Source organism: Thermomonas sp. S9, assembly GCF_024704365.1.
Lineage (GTDB): Bacteria > Pseudomonadota > Gammaproteobacteria > Xanthomonadales > Xanthomonadaceae > Thermomonas.
The window spans coordinates 23,796-43,570 of record NZ_JAJDFY010000001.1 but is presented as its reverse complement, the minus strand read 5'-3'; the positions used below and the strand labels follow the sequence as shown (position 1 = coordinate 43,570).

Below are 19,775 nucleotides of genomic sequence, written 5' to 3'. Positions count from 1 at the left end.
GGAGTCGGCCAGGCAGTCGCGTCATCCCTTGCGGATGCCGAGGAAAGTCCGGGCTCCACAGGGCACGGTGCCAGGTAACGCCTGGGCGGCGCGAGCCGACGGAAAGTGCAACAGAAAGATACCGCCCAAGACTGCTTCGGCAGGACGGCAAGGGTGAAATGGTGCGGTAAGAGCGCACCGCGAGCCTGGCAACAGGCCGGCACGGCAAACCCCACCGGGAGCAAGACCAAATAGGGAGACGATGAGGCGGCCCGCCGAGTCTCCGGGTAGGTTGCTCGAGCGTCGCGGCGACGCGGCGCCTAGAGGAATGGCTGCCACGGCGCGCAGGCGCCGACAGAACCCGGCTTATCGGCCGGCTCCGCCGCCTTCATTCCAGACCTCCCGCCCGTGGTTCGACAGGCCCACCACGAACGGGATGACGGGTTCGCCCCGTGCGGCAGTTCTTGCGGACGCCTGGCGGGCTTTAACACCTGGCTGTGTTTCGGCTGAGCCAGGTTTACGCCGGATCGATCATGCTAGTGGCGTTCGCGTCGGCCGTCCGGCGCTGCGATGAGGCCTGGCGCATGCACTCCGTTTCGAATCGTCCCCGACTCCTGAGCCGGCCGCCGGCGATGCCGCGCTGGCCGCGCGCGTGCATGCGCGGCCCAGCATCTCCTGCGTGATTCCGTGCCGCAACGAGGCCGGCAACCTCGACCTGCTGCTGCCGCGGCTGCTGGCGGTGCTGGAGCCGCTGGCGCCGGCGTGGGAGATCATCCTGGTGGATGACGGCAGCACCGACGACACCCCGCAGCGGCTGGCGGCATGGACCCGTCGCGCCGGCATCCGCACGGTCGAGCTGTCGCGCAATTTCGGCAAGGAGGCGGCGCTGACCGCCGGGCTGCAGGCCGCGCGCGGCGAGGTGGTGGTGATGCTGGATGCCGACCTCCAGCACGCGCCGGAGCTGATCCCGACCCTGCTGGAGAAGTGGCGGGAAGGCGCCGACAGCGTGTATGCCGTGCGCAGCAGCCGCGCCGACGAGAGCCTGTTCAAGCGGCTCGGCGCGCGCGGCTTCTACGCGCTGGTGAACGCGGGCGACCGCGTGGAGATCCCGCCCAATGCCGGCGATTTCCGGCTGATGGACCGCGCGGTGGTGGAGGCGCTGCTGGCACTGCCCGAGCGCAACCGCTTCATGAAAGGGCTGTACGCCTGGGTCGGGTTCCGCGCGGTGGCGGTGCCCTACATGCCGGACGCGCGCGCCGGCGGGCGCACCCACTTCCGTCCGATGCGGCTGGTGAACTTCGCGCTGGACGGGCTGATCGGCTTCTCCACCTGGCCGCTGCGCCTGCTCACGCTCACCGGCTTCACGCTGGCCATGCTCGCGTTCGGCTATGGCCTGTTCCTGGTGGTCGAGTACCTGCTGCACGGGCACCGGGGTCAGCGGCTGGACCACGATCGTGGTCGGCGTGATGTTCTCCGCCGGGATGCAGCTGGTGGCGCTGGGCGTGGTCGGGGAATACGTCGGGCGCATCTTCGAGGAGGTCAAGCGGCGGCCGCTGTATATCGTCAGGCGCCGGCGCGGCCAGGGGCTGGGCGAGTGAGCGCGCCGGTGCAGGCGTCCCCGCGCGGCACTCTCCAGGTCGCGCTGCTGGCGTTTGTGTGGCTGGCGCTGCTGGCCTGGGCGCGGCCGCTGATGCTGCCGGACGAAGGCCGCTACGTCGGCGTGGCCTGGGGCATGCTGCGCAGTGGCGACTGGCTGACCCCGGCCCTGGACGGGCTGCCGTACTTCCACAAGCCGCCGCTGTTCTACTGGATCACCGCGGCGGCGATGAAGCTGCTGGGGGTGTGGGAGTGGCCGGCGCGGCTGGCCTCGATCCTCGGTGCGTGGGCCGGGGCGCTGGCGGTGTTTCTGCTCCTGCGGCGCTGGTGGGGCGAGCGCGATGCGCGCCTGGCGCTGTGGGTGCTGCTGCTGCAGCCGGCGTTCTATCTGGGCGCGCAGTTCGCCAATCTCGACATGCTGGTGGCCGGCGCGATCACCGTCACCATCGTGCTGCTGGCGCAGGCGGCGCTGGCGCTGGAGCGCGGCCTGCCGTACCGCGGCGCGCTGCTGGGCGCGTACGTCGCGGCCGCGCTGGCGGTGCTGGCCAAGGGCCTGATCGGGATGGTGCTGCCGGGCCTGGTGGTGACCGCCTGGCTGCTCTCGGGCGGCCGCTGGCGCACCTGGCTGCGCCTGCTGTCGCTGCCGGGGCTGGTGCTGTTCGCACTGGTCGCCGCGCCGTGGTTCATCGCCATGCAGCAGCGGTTCCCGGACTTCCTGCATTACTTCTTCGTGGTCCAGCACTTTAAGCGTTTCGCGGAAACCGGTTTCAACAACGTGCAGCCGGTCTGGTTCTACCCGGCGGTGCTGGCGCTGGCCACCTTGCCGTGGCTGCCCTGGCTGAAGCCGCTGCTGGCCCGCGGGCAGGGCGTGGATCCGCTGCGCGCCGACCTGCGCCGGCTGATGTGAGCTGTGGGTGGTGGTGGTGGCGGCGTTCTTCTCGCTGCCGGCGTCCAAGCTGGTGGGCTACATCCTGCCGGCGATCCCGCCGCTGGCGGTGCTGCTGGCGGACGGGGTCGCCGCGCACCGCCGCCGTTACGGCCGCCTCGGACGCGGCTGGTGGGTCAGCGCGGGCGTCTCGGTGGCGTTCTGCGTGCTGGTGATCGGCCTGCTGGCGGCACGCACGCCGCATTCCAGCAAGGGGCTTGGGCTGGAGCTGCGCGCCCAGCGCCAGGCGGGCGCGCCGGTGTTCCTGCTGGGCGAGTACTACTTCGACCTGCCGATCTACGCGCGGCTGGAGCAGCCGGTGGCCTACGTGCTGGACTGGGACGATCCGGCGATCCGCCGCCGCGATACCTGGCGCAAGGAGCTGGCCGATGCCGGCGACTTCGATCCGGCGCTGGCGCGCAGCCTGCTGCTGCGTCCATCGCAGCTGGCGCCGGCCCTGTGCCGGGCGCCGGTGGCCTGGCTGGTGGGGCCGCGGGCCGCGCCGCAGGCGTTCCCGCTGCTGGCGCAGGCGCGCCAGGTGGCGGCCAGCGGCGAGGCCGCGCTGTGGCGGATCGAACCTGCGCAGCCGGCGGTCAGGGCTGCGCTGGGCTGTCCCGGAACACCCACAGCCGGCTCAGCATCCAGGTGATCCCGGCCACGAACACCAGCACCCCGCCCAGCAGCAGCTGGTAGCCGATCCGGCTGAGGTGCAGCGCCAGCGCGTAGGTGGTCTCGTTCAGGGCGAAGCCGAAGGCCGAGAGCAGGAAGAACCGGCGCGCGGAATCGCGCACCGGCACCCCGTGGCCGCGGAAGGTCAGGTGATGGTGGCCGGCGAACGAGACCACGAAGGCCACCAGCCAGCCCAGCACGTTGGCCGCCAGCGGCGGCAGGCCGGCGTGTTCCACCAGCGCCACCACCACCAGCCAGTGCACGGCGGCGGCGGCGCAGCCGACGGCGATGAAGCGCAAGGGGCGCGGGATGTGGTGCACCATGTCGGAGTCAGGGGCTAAAGAGGCGAGACGGATGGAAACAGGACTGCCGGAAACCGGCCTGTGCATCTGCGCCGATGATTACGGGCTGGATGCGGGGGGTCAACGCCGCGGTGGCGCAACTGGCCGGGCGCGGCCGCCTGCAGGCCACCGGCGCGCTGGTGGGCGCGCCGGCCTGGCGGCAGGGGTTGCACTGGCTGCGCGACGGCGCCGCCGGCGGGCTGGAGGTCGGGTTGCATCTGGATTTCACCGAGGCGCCGCTGACGCCGGGGGCGCGCCACCGGTTGCAGGCGCTGATCGCGCAATCCTACGCAGGTTCGCTGGATGCCGCGATGGTGCGCGCCGAGATCTGCGCCCAGCTCGACGCATTCGAGGACGGCCTGGGGCGCGCGCCGGCCTTCGTCGATGGCCACCAGCACGTGCACCAGCTGCCGGTGATCCGGCGCGCGCTGCTGGAGGAACTGGCGCGGCGCTATCCGGCGTCCGGCCCGCGGCCGTGGTTGCGCGACACCCGCGGCCGCTGGGCGGCGATGCGGGTGGCGGGCCTGCAGGATGCGGCCAAGGCGGGGGTGATCGCGGCGCTGGGCGCGCGCGCGCTGGCGGCCAGTGCGCGCCGCGCCGGGTTCCGCCAGAACCGCGGCTTTCTCGGCGTGTACGGCTTCAGCGGCGGGCAGGCGCGCTATGTCGGGCTGCTGCGCGGCTGGCTGGCGACGGCGCGCCCCGGAGATCTGCTGATGTGCCATCCCGGCGACCGCGCCGGCGATGCGCTGGGTGCGGCACGCCAGGCCGAGTTCGACGTGCTGTCCGGCCTGGCGCTGGACGACTGGCTGGCGCAGGCGCGGGTGCGGCTGGCGCCGATGCGCAGCCTGCTCGCGGCCTGAGCGGGCGCCTCGCGCCGCTGCCAGTCCGCGCGCCTTCAGTCGGCCAGTGTGGTTTCGCCCAGGAACACCCCGCCCGGCCCGAACCGGCGCTCGCAGATGTGGCCGCGCCCGGCGGCATCCACCCGCAGCAGGGTGCTGGCGCGGGTGCCGTAGCGTACGCCGCGGATGAAGCAGGGCGAGAGCCGTCGCTCCAGCGCCAGCCCGACGCCGGTGTCCGGCAGCTCCGCGTCCGTGGCCGGGGTTTCATCCGCCAGTGCCTGCCACAGCGGTTGCGGGTCGTCGTCGCCGGCCGCCACCCAGGCCTGCAGCGCCATGCGCAGGCGGCGTACCTTGGGCCAGTCGGCATCCAGCGGGCCGTTCGACAGTGCGTGCACGCCGGGCGCGAGGCGTCGCCACGCCGGTCCCGGATGGTTGCCGACGTACAGGCAGTCGTGCGCATCGGCCAGCACCAGATTGAACGGCGCGTAGCGCGCCGCCTGCGCCGCCACCTGCGCCGCGTACTCGGCGGCCGCCTGCGCGCCGGTCAGGAACGCCACCGGCAGGTCGCCGCGCGAGGGGCCGATGAACGGGCGCGGCAGGCCATTGCGCACATTGGTCACCACCGCCATGCGTGCGTCCCGCCCCAGCCCCAGCCAGGTGCCGCCGGCCTGCAGGTCGCGGCCGGCGCGGATCCGCAGATCCGGCCATCGGGAAAGCGCCGCGGCAGGGCGCGCGTGCGCCTCGTCGCGGTTGCCGGCCACGACCAGGCGCCAGCGCGGGTGGATGTTCCAGGCGAGGGCGACCACGCACATGCGCGCATTGTGCCGGCGCATGGCAACGGGATTTGCTGCGCCGCAGCAATCGTTCGAAATGGCGGGCGCGCCTGAATGCGGCCAGCCCCGGAAGCGTGTGCTGTCTCAAAATTTGAGACGGAACATAAGCTTGTGGATAAAGCTTGAACAAGTTCTTGAAGTTTGCTGCAAGTCCTTGACCGGGCTTGGGAAATGTCCCGCGCGAAGTTGTTGACAGGCGGGGAAGGCCTGCTAATGTGGTGCTTCGTGGGAAAACCGGGAAAAAGTGGTTTTCTCGGGGCGAACTCCGTGGCAGACGGGGCAGGCGACAGGCAATGTTTCACGGCGAGACCGCCATCACCATCGACGACAAGGGCCGGCTGGCGATCCCGACCAGCTACCGGGACCTGGTCGCGCGTGCGTGCGGCAACCGCCTGGTGGTGACCTACAGCCCGTTCGACACCGACGCGCTCTACATCTATCCGCACCACGTGTGGGAGACGCTGCGCGAGAAGGTCAACGCGTTGCCCAAGGCCAAGCGCGCCAACCGCATCCTGCAGTTCAAGCTGGTCGGCGCGGCGACGTTCGTGGAGCCGGATGGCAGTGGCCGCATCTCGCTGCCGGCCAGCCATCGTGCGGCGGTGGGGATCGATCGCAAGGTCGTGTTGCAGGGAAGCGGCGACAAGTTCGAGCTGCGCAGCGAGCAGGCGCATCTGGGTCAGGTCCACCAGGTCCTCGGCGACGAGGACATGGACGACGACCTGCTGGGCCTGCCGTTGTGACCGGCGGTGGCGCGGACAGCGCGTCCGCCCACCTCCCGGTGCTGTTGGCCGAGGTCATGGACGGTCTGGCGGTGAAAGGGGATGGACGCTATCTGGATGGCACGTTCGGGCGCGGCGGGCATGCGCGCGGGGTGTTGCAGCGGCTGGGGCCGCAAGGGCGTTTGCTGGTGATGGACAAGGACCCGGAAGCGATCGCGGAGGCCATGCGGATGGCCGCGGCCGATGCGCGCCTGCACTGGCGGCGCGGCAGCTTCGCCACCCTGGCCGGCTGGGAGGAAACCGCCTCGGGCCTCGACGGCGTGCTGCTGGACCTGGGCGTGTCCTCGCCGCAGCTGGACGTGGCCGCGCGCGGATTCTCGTTCGGCAAAGACGGCCCGCTGGACATGCGCATGGACCCCGAGGCCGGCGAGAGCGCGGCCGACTGGCTGGCGCGCGCCTCCGAGCAGGAGATCGCCGACGTGCTGTGGACCTACGGCGAAGAGCGCCAGAGCCGCCGCATCGCGCGCGCGATCGTGGCCCGCCGCAGCCAGCAGCCGATCGCCCGCACCGCGCAGCTGGCTGAGCTGATCGCGCAGGTGATGCCGCGCGGCGACAGCAAGACCCATCCGGCCACCCGCAGCTTCCAGGCCATCCGCATCCACATCAACCGCGAGCTGGCCGATCTCGAGGCCGGCCTCGACGCCGCGCTGGCGCGCCTGAAGCCCGGTGGGCGGCTGGTGGTGATCAGCTTCCATTCGCTGGAAGACCGCATCGTCAAGCAGTTCATGGCCCGCCACGCGAAGGCGCCGCCGGCCAACCGGCGGATGCCGGTGGCGGTGGCGTTCACCCCGATCCTGCGTCTGGTCGGCGGCGCGCAGAAGGCCGGCGCGGCGGAGCTGGCGGCCAATCCGCGCGCGCGCAGCGCGGTGCTGCGGGTCGCGGAAAAGCTGGAGGTGGCGGCATGATCCGTGGCCTGCTCGTCGCCGCGCTGGTGCTGGCCAACGTCGCCAGCGCACTGCTGATCGTGCGCGACCGCCACGAGCACCGGCAGGCGTTCATCGCGCTGACCCGGCTGGAGAAGGCGCGCGACGACCTCAACATCGAGTTCGGCCGGCTGCAGCTGGAGCAGGCCACCTGGGCGGAGAGCAACCGCGTGGACCAGGTGGCGCGCGCACAGCTGGGCATGGCCTTCCCGCGCACCGAAGACGTCGTGGTGGTGCGGCGATGACCCGCTTCGGCAAACAGCGTCCGCGGGTGGCCGGCAGCGGCGAGCGCCGCGAGCGCGCGCGCCTGCAGCTGGACCTGCGCAAGCGCCTGCTGCTGGTGTGCGTGCTGCTGGGGGCGGGTTCGATGGCGCTGCTGGCGCGCGCGTTCAACCTGCAGGTGGTGGACCAGGCGTTCTACCGCAAGCAGGGGGATGCACGCTTCGTGCGCGAGATCCCGATCGCCACCTCGCGCGGGATGATCACCGACCGCAACGGCGAGCCGCTGGCGATCTCTTCGCCGGTGGAATCGATCTGGGCCAACCCGAAGGAGCTGCTGAAGTCGCCCGAGCGCCTGCCGCAGCTGGCGCAGGCGCTGGGCATGCCGCAGGACGAGCTGGCCAGTCGCCTGAGCGCGCGCGCCGACCGCGAGTTCGTGTATCTCAAGCGCCGGATCAACCCGGACGAAGCCGCGCGCATCCTCGCGCTGGACATCCCCGGGGTCGCCGGCCAGCGCGAATACCGCCGCTTCTACCCGCAGGGCGAGGTGCTGGCGCACGTGCTGGGCTTCACCAACATCGACGACCGCGGCCAGGAAGGGCTGGAGCTGGCGTTCGACGACTGGCTGAGCGGCACCCCGGGCGCCAAGCGCGTGATCCGCGACAACAAGGGCCGGATCGTCGAGAACGTGGACCTGGTGCGACCCGCGCAGCCGGGGCACGACCTGGTGCTGAGCATCGATCGCCGCATCCAGTACCTGACCTACCGCGAGCTGCGCAACGCGGTGGCCGAGACCGGCGCCAGCAGCGGTTCGGCGGTGGTGCTGGACGTGGCCACCGGCGAAGTGCTGGCGATGGCCAACATTCCCTCGTTCAATCCGAACGCGGTTGGCGCCAGCCCGCGCGACGCCCACCGCAACCGCGCCGTCACCGACCTGATGGAGCCGGGCTCGACCATGAAGCCGCTCACCGTGGCGGCGGCGCTGGAAGCGGGCGTCATCACCCCGGCCACCCTGTTCGACACCAATCCCGGCTGGATCCCGAACGGCACCTACCGCACCACCGACACCCACAACTACGGGGTGCTGGACACCACCGGCGTCATCCGCAAGAGCTCCAACGTCGGCGCCGCCCTGATCGCGCGCCGCCTGAGCAACGCGCAGTTCAACGAATTCGTGCGCCGCTTCGGCTACGGCCGGTCCACCGGCAGCGGCTTCCCCGGCGAGGCGGCCGGGTTGTTCCCCACGCCCGACCGCTGGAGCGGCACCAGCAAGCAGACCATGAGCTACGGCTATGGACTGAGCGCGACCCCGCTGCAGATCGCCACCGCCTATGCGGCGCTGGGCAACGGCGGCCTGCTGCACCAGCCGACCTTCGTGAAGGGCCAGCACAACCCGCCGCGGCGGGTGCTGGATGCGAGGATCGCCCACGAAGTGCTGCAGATGATGCAGACCGTCACCGAGCCGGGCGGTACCGCCACCCAGGCGGCGATCCTCGGCTACCACGTGGCCGGCAAGACCGGCACCTCGCGCAAGGCCAGCGCCGGCGGCTACTCGCGCCGCTACATCGGCTACTTCGCCGGGCTGGTGCCGGTGGACCATCCGCGCTTCGCGATGGCGGTGGCGATCAACGACCCCGATCCGTCGCGCAAGGGCTATTACGGCGGCGTGGTCGCCGGCCCGGTGTTCCGCAACGTGATGGAAGGCGCGCTGCGCCTGATGGACGTGGCGCCCGACGACCTGCCGGCCTGGCTGGCCGCGCAGCAGGCCGCCGAGGCCCGGCGCCAGAAGGGCGACGGTCGCGCCGTGCTGGCCACCGCCGCGGTGGCCTCGCCGGTTGCGGCGGCGGGAGGTGCGCAATGAGTGCCGAACACGTGCGCCGGATGCTGCTGGGCGAGCTGCTGCCCGAGCTCGAGGGGCTATCCGCCGAGCTGGCCATCACCGGGCTGGTGCAGGACAGCCGCGAAGTGCGCCCGGGCGATGCGTTCGTGGCGATCGGCGGCTTCGGTGCGCATGGGCTGCATTTCGCGGACGCGGCCAAGGCCGCTGGCGCCGCCGCCGTGCTGTACGAACCACCGGCTCCGGACGATCTGCCGGCGCCCGCCGACGCGATCCCGGTACCGGGCCTGCGCGCGCGATGGGCGCGTTGGCCGACACCTTCCACGGCCATCCCAGCGCGGCAATGGCCACCGTCGGCGTCACCGGTACCAACGGCAAGACCTCGACCGTGCAGCTGCTAGCCCAGGCCTGGACGTTGCGCGGGCAGAAGGCGGGCACGCTGGGTACGCTGGGGGCCGGGATCTGGCCGAAGGCGGTGCCGACCGGCTTCACCACCCCGCTGGTGCTGCGCCTGCACGCCCTGCTAGCCGAGCTGCGCGACCAGGGCGCCTCGGCGGTGGCGATGGAAGTCTCTTCGCATGCGCTCGACCAGGGCCGGGTGGACGGCGTGCATTTCGACGTCGCGGTGTTCACCAACCTCACCCGCGATCATTTGGACTACCACGGCGACATGGCGCGCTACGGCGCAGCCAAGGCGAAGCTGTTCGACTGGCCGGGGCTGCGCGCGGCGGCGGTGAACCTGGACGATGCGTTCGGGCGCGAGCTGTTCGCGGCGGTGCAGGGCAAGGTGCGCGCGCTGGGGTTCTCCTCGCGCGGGGCACCCGGCGCCAGCGTGCGCGCCGAGGAGCTGGTGCTGGACGCCGGCGGCATCGGCTTCCTGCTGCATGCCGGCGGCCAGGCGCACCCGGTGCGCTCGCCGCTGCTGGGGCGCTTCAACGTGGACAACCTGCTGGGCGTGGCGACCACCCTGTTCGCGCTGGACATGGCGCCGGCGCTGATCGCCGAGACCCTGTCGCAGTTGCTGCCGGTGGACGGCCGCATGAACCGGCTGGGCGGCGCGCCGGGGCAACCGCTGGTGGTGGTGGACTACGCGCACACCCCGGACGCGCTGGAGCAGGCGCTGGCCTCGCTGCGTGCGCATGCCGCCGGGCGCCTGGTCTGCGTGTTCGGCTGCGGTGGCGAGCGCGACACCGGCAAGCGCCCGCAGATGGCGGCGATCGCCGAGCGCCTGGCCGACGTGGTGATCGTCACCGACGACAACCCGCGCGGCGAGGACGGCGATGCGATCGTGGCCGACATCCTCGCCGGCTTCCTCGCCCCGCAGGCGGTGGTGGTGCAGCGCGACCGCGCCACCGCGATCGCCAGTGCGATCGCCCAGGCCGCGCCCGGTGACGTGGTGCTGGTGGCCGGCAAGGGCCACGAACCCTACCAGGAGATCGCGGGCGTGAAGCACCCGTTCGAGGATGCCGCGGTGGCGCGCGAGTGCCTGCGCCGGCGCGGCGGGGAGGATGCGGCATGACCCCGCGCCTGCTCAGCTGGATCGCGCAGGCCACCGGCGGCCGCCTGCACGGCGCCGACCGCACGGTGGATGCGATCGCCACCGACACCCGCGCGCTGCCGGGCGGCGACGCGCTGTTCGTCGCCCTCAAGGGCGAGCGCTTCGACGGGCATGCGCACGTGCAGGCCGCGGTCGATGGGGGCTGCGTGGCCGCGCTGGTGGCGCAGGTGCAGGAAGTCGACATCCCGCAGGTAGTGGTGGCCGACACCCAGCGCGCGCTGGGCAGCCTGGCCGCCGCGGTGCAGATGGGCCGTGCCACCAAGGTGCTGGCGGTCACCGGCAGCAACGGCAAGACCACGGTCAAGACCCTGCTGCTGTCGATCCTGCGCCAGCTCGGTGGGGCCTACGCCAATCCCGGCAACCGCAACAACGAAATCGGGCTGCCGCTGGCAGTGCTGGAAGCGCCCGACGACGCGCGCTTCGCGGTGTACGAGATGGGCGCCGGCAAGCCCGGCGACATCGCCTACCTGTGCGCGATCGCGCGGCCCGACGTGGCGCTGGTCAACAACGTCGGCGCCGCCCATCTGGAGCGCATGGGCAGCCTGCTCGGCGTGGCCCAGACCAAGGGTGCGATCTACCAGGCGCTGCCCGACGACGGGGTGGCGGTGGTGAACGCGGACGATGCGTTCGCGGTGTATTTCAGCGAGCGCCTGCGCGGGCGGCGGATGATCCGGTTCGGGATCGAGGCCGCGGCCGAGGTCAGCGCGCGCGCGATCCAGGCCGGGATCGACGGCTCGCGCTTCGTGCTGGTGACGCCCGCGGGCGAGGTGGAGGTCGCCCTGCCGCTGGCGGGCCGCCACAACGTGCGCAACGCGCTGGCGGCGGCGGCGATGGCGCTGGCGGTCGGCGCCGGGCCCGACCAGATCCGCGCCGGGCTGGAAGCCAGCGAACGGGTGGCCGGGCGGCTGGTCGCGCGCCCGCTGCGCAGCGGCGCGCTGCTGATCGACGACAGCTACAACGCCAATCCGAACTCGCTGGCGGCCGCCATCGACACCCTGGCCGAGGGCGGCGGCGAGGCCTGGCTGGTGCTGGGCGACATGCGCGAGCTGGGCGAGCATGAAATCGCGCTGCATGCCGAGGCTGGCGCGCGTGCGCGCGAATCAGGGATCACGCGGCTGTACACGCTGGGGCCGCTGAGCGCACATGCCAGCGCGGCGTTCGGGCGCGGCGCGGCGCATTTCGAGACGCATGAAGCGCTGCTGCAGGCGCTGGCGCCGGCGCTGCGCCCGGGCGTGCGGGTGCTGGTGAAGGGGTCGCGCGGCAGCGCGATGGACACGATCGTGGCCGCGCTGCTGGCGCGGGATGCCGCATGCGGCAGTGAGGAGGGAACCGATGCTGCTTGAGCTCACCCGCTGGCTGGAACAGCTGCACGGGCATTTCAACCTGTTCAACTACCTCACCTTCCGCGCCATCCTGGCCGCGCTGACCGCGCTCGCGCTGTCGCTGTGGTGGGGCCCGGGGATGATCCGCTACCTCGCCGGGCTCAAGGCCGGCGGCCAGCCGATCCGCAAGGATGGCCCGCAGTCGCATTTCTCCAAGGCCGGCACTCCGACCATGGGCGGCGCGCTGATCCTGCTGTCGATCGCCGCCTCCGTGCTGCTATGGGGCGACCTGCGCAACAAGTACGTGTGGGTGGTGCTGGCGGTGATGCTGGGCTTCGGCGCGATCGGCTGGGCCGACGACTGGATCAAGATCGTCAAGCGCGACCCCAACGGCATGCGCTCGCGCACCAAGTACGCGCTGCAGTCGCTGCTGGGGCTGGCGGCCGGCATCTTCCTGTACGTGAACGCCGACGTCGCCGCGGCCACCACCTTCTACCTGCCCCTGTTCAAGACGGTGGCGCTGCCGCTGGCCGGCGTGGGCTTCGTGGCGATCGCCTATTTCTGGATCGTCGGCTTCTCCAACGCGGTCAACCTGACCGACGGCCTCGACGGGCTGGCGATCATGCCCACCGTGCTGGTGGCATGCGCGCTGGGCGTGTTCGCCTACGCCTCCGGCAACGCCACCTTCGCGCAGTACCTGCAGATCCCGCGGGTGCCGGGCGCCGGCGAGCTGATCATCATCTGCACCGCGATCGCGGGCGCCGGGCTGGGCTTTCTGTGGTTCAACACCTACCCGGCGATGGTGTTCATGGGCGACATCGGCGCGCTCGCGCTGGGCGCGGTGCTGGGCACGATCGCGGTGATCGTGCGCCAGGAGCTGGTGCTGGTGCTGATGGGCGGGATCTTCGTGGTCGAGACCCTGTCGGTGATGATCCAGGTGGCCAGCTTCAAGCTCACCGGCAAGCGCGTGTTCCGGATGGCGCCGATCCACCACCACTTCGAGCTGAAGGGCTGGCCGGAGCCGCGGGTGATCGTGCGCTTCTGGATCATCAGCGTGGTGCTGGTGCTGGTCGGGCTGGCGACGTTGAAGGTGCGCTGAGATGGCGGCGATCGGCTACGACGTCTCCGGCCAGGCCACCCGCATCGACGAGATCGGCGGGCGCTTCGACCCGTGGCTGCTGGGCGCGGTGGTCGCGCTGGCCTGCCTGGGGGTGGTGATGGTCGGCTCGGCCGCGATCGCCGGCGGTGGCCAGAACGTCGGCCCCTGGTACTTCCTGGTGCGGCACGCGGTCTATCTCGGCATCGGCATCGCGATCGCGCTGGTGGTGATGCGAATGGAGCTCAAGCAGGTCGAGCAGTACGCGCAGTGAAGCTGCTGCTGGCCTGCTTCCTGCTGCTGCTGGTGCTGTGGCTGCCGCACGTGGGCAAGACCATCAACGGCGCGCGCCGCTGGCTCAACCTCGGGCCGGCCAGCTTCCAGGTGGTGGAACTGGTGAAGGTGTTCTACCTGGTGTGGCTGGCCAGCTACCTCAAGCGCTACAGCGAGGAGGTGGCCGAGCGCTGGTACGCGATGATCAAGCCGGCCGGCATGGCCCTGCTGCTGGTCGGGATGCTGATGCTGCAGCCGGACTTCGGCTCCTCGATGCTGCTGCTGGGCATCACCGTGGGGATGCTGGTGCTGGGCGGGGCGCCGCTGAAGCGCCTGGTCCTGCCGATCCTGCTGCTGCTGCCCGGGGTGGTGGCGCTGGTGATCCTGGAGCCGTACCGCATGCGCCGGGTCACCTCGTTCATGGACCCGTGGCAGGACCAGCTCGGCGCCGGCTACCAGCTCAGCAACGCGTTGATGGCGATCGGCCGCGGCGAGTGGCTGGGCGTGGGCCTCGGCGGCTCGGTGCAGAAGCTGTCCTACCTGCCGATGGCGCATACCGACTTCATTTTCTCGGTGGTGGCCGAGGAGCTGGGGCTGGTCGGCGTCGCGCTGGTGATTGGGCTGTACGGGTTGCTGGTCGGGCGCGCGTTCTGGCTGGGCCTGAAGTGCATCGAGCTGCGCCGCCACTTCGCCGGCTACCTGGCGTTCGGGATCGCGCTGTGGATGGGCATGCAGAGCTTCATCTCGATGGGCGTCAACCTCGGCCTGCTGCCGACCAAGGGCCTCACGCTGCCGCTGGTGTCCTACGGCGGCTCCTCGGTGGTGATGACCTGCGCCGCGCTCGGGCTGCTGCTGCGGGTCTCCTACGAATACGAGCGCGCCGTGCGCCAGGTGGCGCGGCGCAAGGCCGCCGGCGCACTGGCTCCGGTGGCGGCGGCGGACGCTGGCGGGACGGCCGGCGCCGCGTACGCGGCGGCTTCCGCCCGGGTGGAGCCTGCGCGTGCGCGGGTGGAGCCGGTGCTGGGCAAGCCGGCGCGCCCGGAGTCGCCGGCGCTGGCGGCACTGCGGAGGGCGCGATGAACGCACGCGCACCGAACGTCATGATCATGGCCGGCGGCACCGGCGGCCATATCTTCCCAGGCCTGGCGGTGGCGCAGGCGCTGCGCGCGCGCGGCGCGCAGGTGTGCTGAGCTGGGGCGGACGGCGGCATGGAGACCCGGCTGGTGCCGGCGCACGGAATCGCCATCGACACCCTGCCGGTGAAGGGGCTGCGCGGCAAGGGCCTAGCCACCCTGCTGGGCGCGCCGCTGCGGGTGCTGCGTGCGGTGCGCGCGGCGGCGGCGCTGCTGCGCGTCCGCGCGCCGGATGCGGTGGTCAGCTTCGGCGGCTATGCCGCAGGTCCCGGCGGGCTGGCGGCGCGGCTGGCCGGCATCCCGCTGCTGGTGCACGAACAGAACCGGGCGGCGGGTCTGACCAACAAAGTGCTGGCGCGGCTGGCGCGGCAGGTGCTGGTCGGCTTCCCGCAGACCTTCGCGCGCGAAGTGCATGTCGGCAATCCGGTGCGCGAGGCGATCGCCGCGGTGCCGCCGCCGGAGCAGCGCGGGTTCGACCATTCCGGCCCGCTGCGCCTGCTGGTGCTGGGCGGCAGCCAGGGCGCGCGTGCGCTGAACGCGGCGGTGCCGGCGGCGGTGGCGGCGCTGGGCGTGCCGGTGGACGTGCGCCACCAGGCCGGCGAGAAGCTGCTGGACGAGGCGCGCGCCGCGTATGCCGAGGCCGCGGTGCCGGCGCAGGTGGAGCCGTTCATCGCCGACATGGCGGCGGCGTACGCCTGGGCCGACCTGGTGGTCTGCCGCGCGGGTGCGCTGACCCTGGCCGAGCTGTGCGCGGTCGGCGTCGGCAGCGTGCTGGTGCCGTTCCCGCAAGCGGTGGACGACCACCAGACCCGCAACGCCGAGTACCTGGTGGAGCGCGGCGCCGCCGTGCTGCTGCCGCAATCCGAACAGCTGGCCGCGCGCCTGCGCGCGGTGCTGGCCGAACTGGCCGCCGATCCCGGCAGGCGCCTGGCGATGGCGCGCGCGGCGCGCGCGCTGGCGCTGCCCGATGCCGCCGACCGCGTGGCTGCGGCGGTGTTGTCGGAAATTTCCCATGAGGACGCTCGATGAGCGCACAGCGTTTGTATCTGCGGCAACTCGATGATCCTGCGCGGGCGTTGCCGCGCGTGCATTTCGTCGGCATCGGCGGCGTCGGCATGAGCGGCATCGCCGAGGTGATGCAGACCCTGGGCTACCAGGTCAGCGGCTCCGACAGCGCCGAAAACGCCACCACCCGCCGCCTCGCCTCGCTCGGCATCACCCTCTACAAGGGCCATGCCTCGGCCAACGTGCTCGACGCCGACTGCGTGGTGGTCTCCAGCGCGATCCGCGAGGACAACCCGGAGCTGCTGGAGGCGCGTGCGCAGCGCATCCCGGTGGTGCCGCGCGCGGAGATGCTGGCCGAACTGATGCGCTTCAAGCGCGGGGTGGCGGTGGCCGGCACCCACGGCAAGACCACCACCACCTCGCTGACCGCCAGCGTGCTGGCGGAAGGCGGGCTGGACCCGACCTTCGTGATTGGCGGCAAGCTGCTCGCGGCCGGCGCCAACGCGCGCCTGGGCGGCGGCGACTGGCTGGTGGCGGAAGCCGACGAGAGCGACGGCAGCTTCCTGCGCCTGAACCCGGTGGCGGCGATCATCACCAATATCGATGCCGACCATCTGGAGAACTACGGCGGTGACTTCGAGCGGGTCAAGCAGGCGTTTTCCGAGTTCCTGCACCGGCTGCCGTTCTACGGGCTGGCCGTGCTGTGCATCGACGACGCGGAGGTGGCGCAACTGGCGCGCGCCACTCCGCGCCACGTGGTGACCTACGGGTTCGCGCCGGAGGCCGACGTGCGCGCTGCCGACGTGCGTCAGCAGGGCGCGCACATGCACTTCACCCTGTGCCTGCCGGACGGTAGCCGCACGCCCTGCACGCTGGCCCTGCCGGGCCGCCACAACGTGCAGAACGCGCTGGCCGCGGCCGCCGTCGGCTGGCAGCTGGGCGTGCCGAATGCGGCGATCGCGCGCGCGCTGGAAGGCTTCCAGGGCATCGGCCGGCGCTTCAATCAATTGGCCACGCTGGCCCTGCCCGGCGGCGGGCAGGTGCTGCTGGTGGATGACTACGGCCACCATCCGAAGGAGCTGGCGGCGGTGTTCGAGGCCGCGCGCGGCGGCTGGCCCGATCGCCGGCTGGTGGTCGCGTTCCAGCCGCACCGGTACTCGCGCACGCGCGACCTGTTCGACGACTTCGCGGCGGTGCTGTCCGGGGTGGATGCGCTGCTGCTGACCGAGGTGTATCCGGCCGGCGAGGCGCCGATCGCCGGTGCCGACGGCAAGTCGTTGGCGCGCGCCATCCGCACCCGCGGGCGGGTCGAGCCGGTGCTGGTCGGGAGCGCGGCCGAGCTGGCCGCGGCGCTGCCGGGGGTGCTGCGCGACGGCGACCTGCTGCTGCTGATGGGTGCCGGCGACATCGGCGCGGCCGCCCAGCAACTGGCGCGCGACGGCCTGGCCGGAGGTGGCGCATGAGCCTGCCGCTGCCGCCGCTGCGCACCCATGACCCGGCCGCGTTCGGGCGGGTGGCGCTGCTGCTGGGCGGCACCAGCAGCGAGCGCGCGGTGTCGCTGGACTCCGGCCGCAACGTGCTCGAGGCGCTACGCGCGCGCGGGATCGACGCGCAGCCGGTGGACGGCATCGCCGCCCTGCGCGAGGGCCTGATGCAGGGCCGCTTCGACCGCGTGTTCAACATCCTGCACGGCGGCGAAGGCGAGAACGGCGTGCTGCAGGGCCTGCTGCAGGCGTTCGGTATTCCTGTACCGGCTCCGGCGTGCTCGGCAGTGCGCTGACCATGGACAAGATCCGCACCAAGCAGGTGTGGATCGCCGCCGGCCTGCCCACCCCGCGCTTCGTGCGGCTGGCGCCTGGCGCCGACCTGCGCGCGGCGGCGCTGGGGCTGGGGCTGCCGGTGTTCGTCAAGCCGTCCTGCGAAGGCTCCAGCGTGGGCGTGGCGCGGGTGCAGGCGGAGGCCGACATCGCCGCCGCCGAGGCGGTCGCGCGCGCCTACGGCGGCGAAATGCTGATGGAGGAAATGGTGGTCGGCGACGAGCTGACCGTGGGCATCCTCGGCGAGCTTGCGCTGCCGTCGATCCGGATCGTCCCCAAGGGCGGCTGGTACGACTACGCCGCCAAGTATGTGGCCGAGGACACCCAGTACCTGTGCCCGGGGCTGGACGGCGCCGAGGAGGAGGCCATCCGCGCGCTGGCGCTGGCCGCGTTCCGCGCCGCCGGCGCCGCCGGCTGGGGCCGGGTGGACGTGATGCGCGCGCGCGCGGACGGTCGCCTGCTGCTGCTGGAGGTCAACACCGCGCCGGGCATGACCAGCCACTCGCTGGTGCCGAAGGCCGCGCGCCAGATCGGGGTCGGGTTCGAGGAGCTGTGCTGGCGGATCCTGGAGCAGACGCTGGCATCGCTGCCGGGGAGGCGCCATGAGGGCGCTGCTGCATCCGGTGGTCTGAGCTGCTGGCGCTGGTGTTGGTCGCCTTGCCGGTGGTGGGCGTGGTGGACGGCTGGTGGCTGACCGCGCACTTCCCGCTGCGTACCCTGCGCGTGCAGGGCGACCTGCAGCGCGTGGATCGCGCGCAGCTGCGCGCCACCGTGCTGCCGTACGCACAGCGCGGCTTCTTCGCGGTGGACCTGGGCCAGGTGCAGCGCGCGGTGGACCGGCTGCCGTGGGTCGAGCAGGCACAGGTGCGCAAGCACTGGCCGGACGTGCTGGAGCTGCGCATCAGCGAATACCGCCCGTTCGCGCGCTGGGGCGCGACCCGGCTGCTGTCCGCGCATGGCCACCTGTTCCCGGCGGGCAAGGTGCAGGTGCCTGCCGGGCTGCCGCTGCTGGACGGACCGGAGGCGCGGGTGCCGGAGGTGGTGGCGCTGTACAACCAGGCGCGCGAGCAGCTGGCCAACGCCGGCGGTGTGCGCGGGGTGGCGATCGACAGGCGCGGCAGCTGGTCGATCACCCTGGCCGACGGCACCCAGGTGGTGCTCGGCCGCGACGATCCCTCCTCCCGGCTGGAGCGCTTCGCCGCGCTGCTGCCGCAGCTGATCGCGCAGAACCCGCAGCGCCGCCTGCTGCGCGCCGACCTTCGCTACACCAATGGCTTCGCGCTGCGCTGGGCCGTGCCCGAGGCGGCCGCGTCGCCCGCGCGCGCGCCAACCCCCCTTCCGAATACTGGCTCCAGGACATGAACCGCAAAGGCGACAAGACCCTCATCGTCGGGCTCGACATCGGCACCTCCAAGGTGACCGCGCTGGTGGGCGAATACGCGCCCGGCGAGCCGGTCGAAGTGATCGGCATTGGTTCCCACGAGTCGCGCGGCCTGCGCCGCGGCGTGGTGGTGGACATCGATTCCACCGTGCAGTCGATCCAGCGCGCGGTGGAGGAGGCCGAGCTGATGGCCGGCTGCGAGGTCAGCAGCGCGTATGTCTCGATCTCCGGCAAGCCACATCCAGTGCCGCAACTCGCAGGGCGTGGCGCCCATCCGCGACGGCGAGGTGACCCACGCCGACCTCGCGCACGTGCTGGACGCGGCCAAGGCGGTGGCGATCCCGGCCGACCAGCGGATCCTGCACGCGGTCCCGCGCGACTACGTGCTGGACGGCTCGCAGGAGGGCATCCGCAATCCGATCGGGATGACCGGCGTGCGCCTGGAGGTGCATGCGCACCTGGTGACCTGCGCCGCGGCGGCGGCCGCCAACATCAGCAAGTGCGTGCAGAAGTGCGGGCTGCAGGTGGACGAGCTGCTGCTGGGCGTGCTGGCGTCCAGCCACGCGGTGCTGACCTACGACGAGCGCGAGCTGGGCGTGGTGCTGGTGGACATGGGCGCGGGCACCACCGACATCGCGGTGTTCGTGGGTGGCGCGATCGCCCACAGCGCCAGCCTGCCGATCGCCGGCGACAAGGTGACCGAGGACATCGCGCACATGCTGCGCACGCCGACGCCGCACGCCGAGGACATCAAGGTCAAATACGCCTGCGCGCTGGCGCAGCTGGCGCGCGCGGAGGAAAGCATCCAGGTGGAGAGCGTGGGCGACCGCCCGCCGCGGCGGCTGCCGCGGCACGCGCTGGCGCAGGCGGTGCAGGCGCGTTACGAGGAAATCTTCGAGATGGTGCAGGCGGAGCTGCGGCGCAGCGGCTTCGAGCAGCGGGTGCGCGCCGGCATGGTGCTCACCGGCGGCGCCGCGAAGATGGAGGGCGTGGTCGAGCTGGCCGAGGAAATGTTGCAGATGCCGGTGCGGATCGGCATCCCGCAGCACGTCGGCGGACTTGGCGAGGTGGTGGGCAACCCGGTGCATGCCACCGGCATTGGCCTGCTGCTGATGGGCGCGCGCATGGAGAGCCCGAAGCGCGCGGTGCTGCCCACCGGCAAGGTGGGCGGGGTTCTGGGCAAGGCGTTGAAGTGGTTCCGCGGAGAGTTCTGAGCGCCGGCGCGCGGGTAGGCGAGGCGGTCGAGGGAC

Annotated in this window: 13 protein-coding genes, 1 other RNA gene and 5 pseudogenes; 17 read left to right on the top strand and 2 right to left on the bottom strand. The window is 72.1% G+C overall.

Features of this window, described 5'->3' with window-relative positions; all coding sequences use genetic code 11:
* The 3 genes from rnpB to LJB71_RS00270 all read left to right on the top strand — a co-directional run bounded on the left by rnpB (window position 1) and on the right by LJB71_RS00270 (window position 3,149).
* Window positions 1-364: RNase P RNA component class A (rnpB, locus tag LJB71_RS00280), an RNA gene on the top strand.
* Between the two features lie 267 nt (window positions 365-631).
* On the top strand, window positions 632-2,482 hold the full coding sequence (locus LJB71_RS00275) for a glycosyltransferase (RefSeq protein WP_259302653.1): 1,851 nt from the start codon (window positions 632-634) through the stop codon (window positions 2,480-2,482).
* 7 nt (window positions 2,483-2,489) lie between these two features.
* Window positions 2,490-3,149 carry a hypothetical protein gene (locus LJB71_RS00270; protein ID WP_259302652.1) on the top strand — a complete coding sequence of 220 codons (660 nt, stop codon included), beginning with the start codon at window positions 2,490-2,492 and terminating at the stop codon, window positions 3,147-3,149.
* On the opposite strand, the gene LJB71_RS00265 is transcribed toward LJB71_RS00270, so the two are convergent.
* Window positions 3,094-3,492 (bottom strand): GtrA family protein, encoded by a 399-nt coding sequence (locus tag LJB71_RS00265; protein ID WP_259302651.1) that lies wholly within the window; start codon window positions 3,490-3,492, stop codon window positions 3,094-3,096. The genes LJB71_RS00270 and LJB71_RS00265 overlap by 56 nt on opposite strands.
* Window positions 3,493-3,581: 89 nt before the next feature.
* Between LJB71_RS00265 and LJB71_RS00260 the strand changes: the two genes are divergently transcribed.
* Window positions 3,582-4,370 (top strand): ChbG/HpnK family deacetylase, encoded by a 789-nt coding sequence (locus LJB71_RS00260; RefSeq protein ID WP_259302650.1) that lies wholly within the window; start codon window positions 3,582-3,584, stop codon window positions 4,368-4,370.
* A 35-nt stretch (window positions 4,371-4,405) separates the two neighbouring features.
* Here the strand turns inward: LJB71_RS00260 and LJB71_RS00255 are convergent, their stop codons facing one another.
* Window positions 4,406-5,161 carry an NRDE family protein gene (locus LJB71_RS00255; RefSeq protein WP_259302649.1) on the bottom strand — a complete coding sequence of 252 codons (756 nt, stop codon included), beginning with the start codon at window positions 5,159-5,161 and terminating at the stop codon, window positions 4,406-4,408.
* A 314-nt stretch (window positions 5,162-5,475) separates the two neighbouring features.
* Here LJB71_RS00255 and LJB71_RS00250 point away from each other — a divergent pair, with 314 nt between their 5' ends.
* From LJB71_RS00250 to ftsA, 13 genes and pseudogenes are all read left to right on the top strand, one after another.
* On the top strand, window positions 5,476-5,922 hold the full coding sequence (locus LJB71_RS00250) for a division/cell wall cluster transcriptional repressor MraZ (RefSeq protein ID WP_259302648.1): 447 nt from the start codon (window positions 5,476-5,478) through the stop codon (window positions 5,920-5,922).
* A complete protein-coding gene (rsmH, locus tag LJB71_RS00245; protein WP_259302647.1) occupies window positions 5,919-6,866 on the top strand; it encodes a 16S rRNA (cytosine(1402)-N(4))-methyltransferase RsmH in 948 nt (315 codons plus the stop codon). Before LJB71_RS00250 ends, rsmH begins: the two co-directional genes overlap by 4 nt.
* A complete protein-coding gene (gene ftsL, locus LJB71_RS00240; RefSeq protein WP_114959874.1) occupies window positions 6,866-7,129 on the top strand; it encodes a cell division protein FtsL in 264 nt (87 codons plus the stop codon). The genes rsmH and ftsL overlap by 1 nt, the downstream gene beginning before the upstream one ends.
* Window positions 7,126-8,964 carry a penicillin-binding transpeptidase domain-containing protein gene (locus LJB71_RS00235; protein WP_114959838.1) on the top strand — a complete coding sequence of 613 codons (1,839 nt, stop codon included), beginning with the start codon at window positions 7,126-7,128 and terminating at the stop codon, window positions 8,962-8,964. Before ftsL ends, LJB71_RS00235 begins: the two co-directional genes overlap by 4 nt.
* A 20-nt stretch (window positions 8,965-8,984) precedes the next feature.
* Window positions 8,985-10,459: pseudogene (locus tag LJB71_RS00230) on the top strand (UDP-N-acetylmuramoyl-L-alanyl-D-glutamate--2,6-diaminopimelate ligase).
* Window positions 10,456-11,841 carry a UDP-N-acetylmuramoyl-tripeptide--D-alanyl-D-alanine ligase gene (gene murF, locus LJB71_RS00225; RefSeq protein ID WP_114959837.1) on the top strand — a complete coding sequence of 462 codons (1,386 nt, stop codon included), beginning with the start codon at window positions 10,456-10,458 and terminating at the stop codon, window positions 11,839-11,841. Before LJB71_RS00230 ends, murF begins: the two are co-directional and overlap by 4 nt.
* Window positions 11,831-12,919, top strand: a complete 1,089-nt coding sequence (mraY, locus tag LJB71_RS00220) for a phospho-N-acetylmuramoyl-pentapeptide-transferase (protein WP_114959836.1) — start codon at window positions 11,831-11,833, stop codon at window positions 12,917-12,919. Before murF ends, mraY begins: the two co-directional genes overlap by 11 nt.
* 1 nt (window position 12,920) lies before the next feature.
* A pseudogene (ftsW, locus tag LJB71_RS00215) lies at window positions 12,921-14,269 on the top strand (putative lipid II flippase FtsW).
* Window positions 14,266-15,351 (top strand): annotated as a pseudogene (gene murG, locus LJB71_RS00210) (undecaprenyldiphospho-muramoylpentapeptide beta-N-acetylglucosaminyltransferase). The pseudogenes ftsW and murG overlap by 4 nt, the downstream one beginning before the upstream one ends.
* On the top strand, window positions 15,348-16,790 hold the full coding sequence (murC, locus tag LJB71_RS00205) for a UDP-N-acetylmuramate--L-alanine ligase (RefSeq protein WP_259302645.1): 1,443 nt from the start codon (window positions 15,348-15,350) through the stop codon (window positions 16,788-16,790). Before murG ends, murC begins: the two are co-directional and overlap by 4 nt.
* Window positions 16,787-17,724, top strand: a pseudogene (locus LJB71_RS00200) (D-alanine--D-alanine ligase); the annotation flags it as partial. The gene murC and the pseudogene LJB71_RS00200, both read left to right, overlap by 4 nt.
* Before the next feature lie 65 nt (window positions 17,725-17,789).
* Window positions 17,790-18,506 (top strand): cell division protein FtsQ/DivIB, encoded by a 717-nt coding sequence (locus LJB71_RS00195; protein ID WP_259302643.1) that lies wholly within the window; start codon window positions 17,790-17,792, stop codon window positions 18,504-18,506.
* A pseudogene (ftsA, locus tag LJB71_RS00190) lies at window positions 18,503-19,739 on the top strand (cell division protein FtsA). The gene LJB71_RS00195 and the pseudogene ftsA overlap by 4 nt, the downstream one beginning before the upstream one ends.
* Window positions 19,740-19,775 lie beyond the last annotated feature (36 nt).

Excerpts from the sequence above, each read along its gene's own strand:
- LJB71_RS00265 (WP_259302651.1), bottom strand. The coding sequence starts at position 3,492 with ATGGTGCACCACATCCCGCGCCCCTTGCGCTTCATCGCCGTCGGCTGC.
- LJB71_RS00260 (WP_259302650.1), top strand. The coding sequence starts at position 3,582 with ATGCGGGGGGTCAACGCCGCGGTGGCGCAACTGGCCGGGCGCGGCCGC.
- LJB71_RS00255 (WP_259302649.1), bottom strand. The coding sequence starts at position 5,161 with ATGTGCGTGGTCGCCCTCGCCTGGAACATCCACCCGCGCTGGCGCCTG.
- LJB71_RS00250 (WP_259302648.1), top strand. The coding sequence starts at position 5,476 with ATGTTTCACGGCGAGACCGCCATCACCATCGACGACAAGGGCCGGCTG.
- LJB71_RS00235 (WP_114959838.1), top strand. The coding sequence starts at position 7,126 with ATGACCCGCTTCGGCAAACAGCGTCCGCGGGTGGCCGGCAGCGGCGAG.
- murF (WP_114959837.1), top strand. The coding sequence starts at position 10,456 with ATGACCCCGCGCCTGCTCAGCTGGATCGCGCAGGCCACCGGCGGCCGC.
- mraY (WP_114959836.1), top strand. The coding sequence starts at position 11,831 with ATGCTGCTTGAGCTCACCCGCTGGCTGGAACAGCTGCACGGGCATTTC.
- murC (WP_259302645.1), top strand. The coding sequence starts at position 15,348 with ATGAGCGCACAGCGTTTGTATCTGCGGCAACTCGATGATCCTGCGCGG.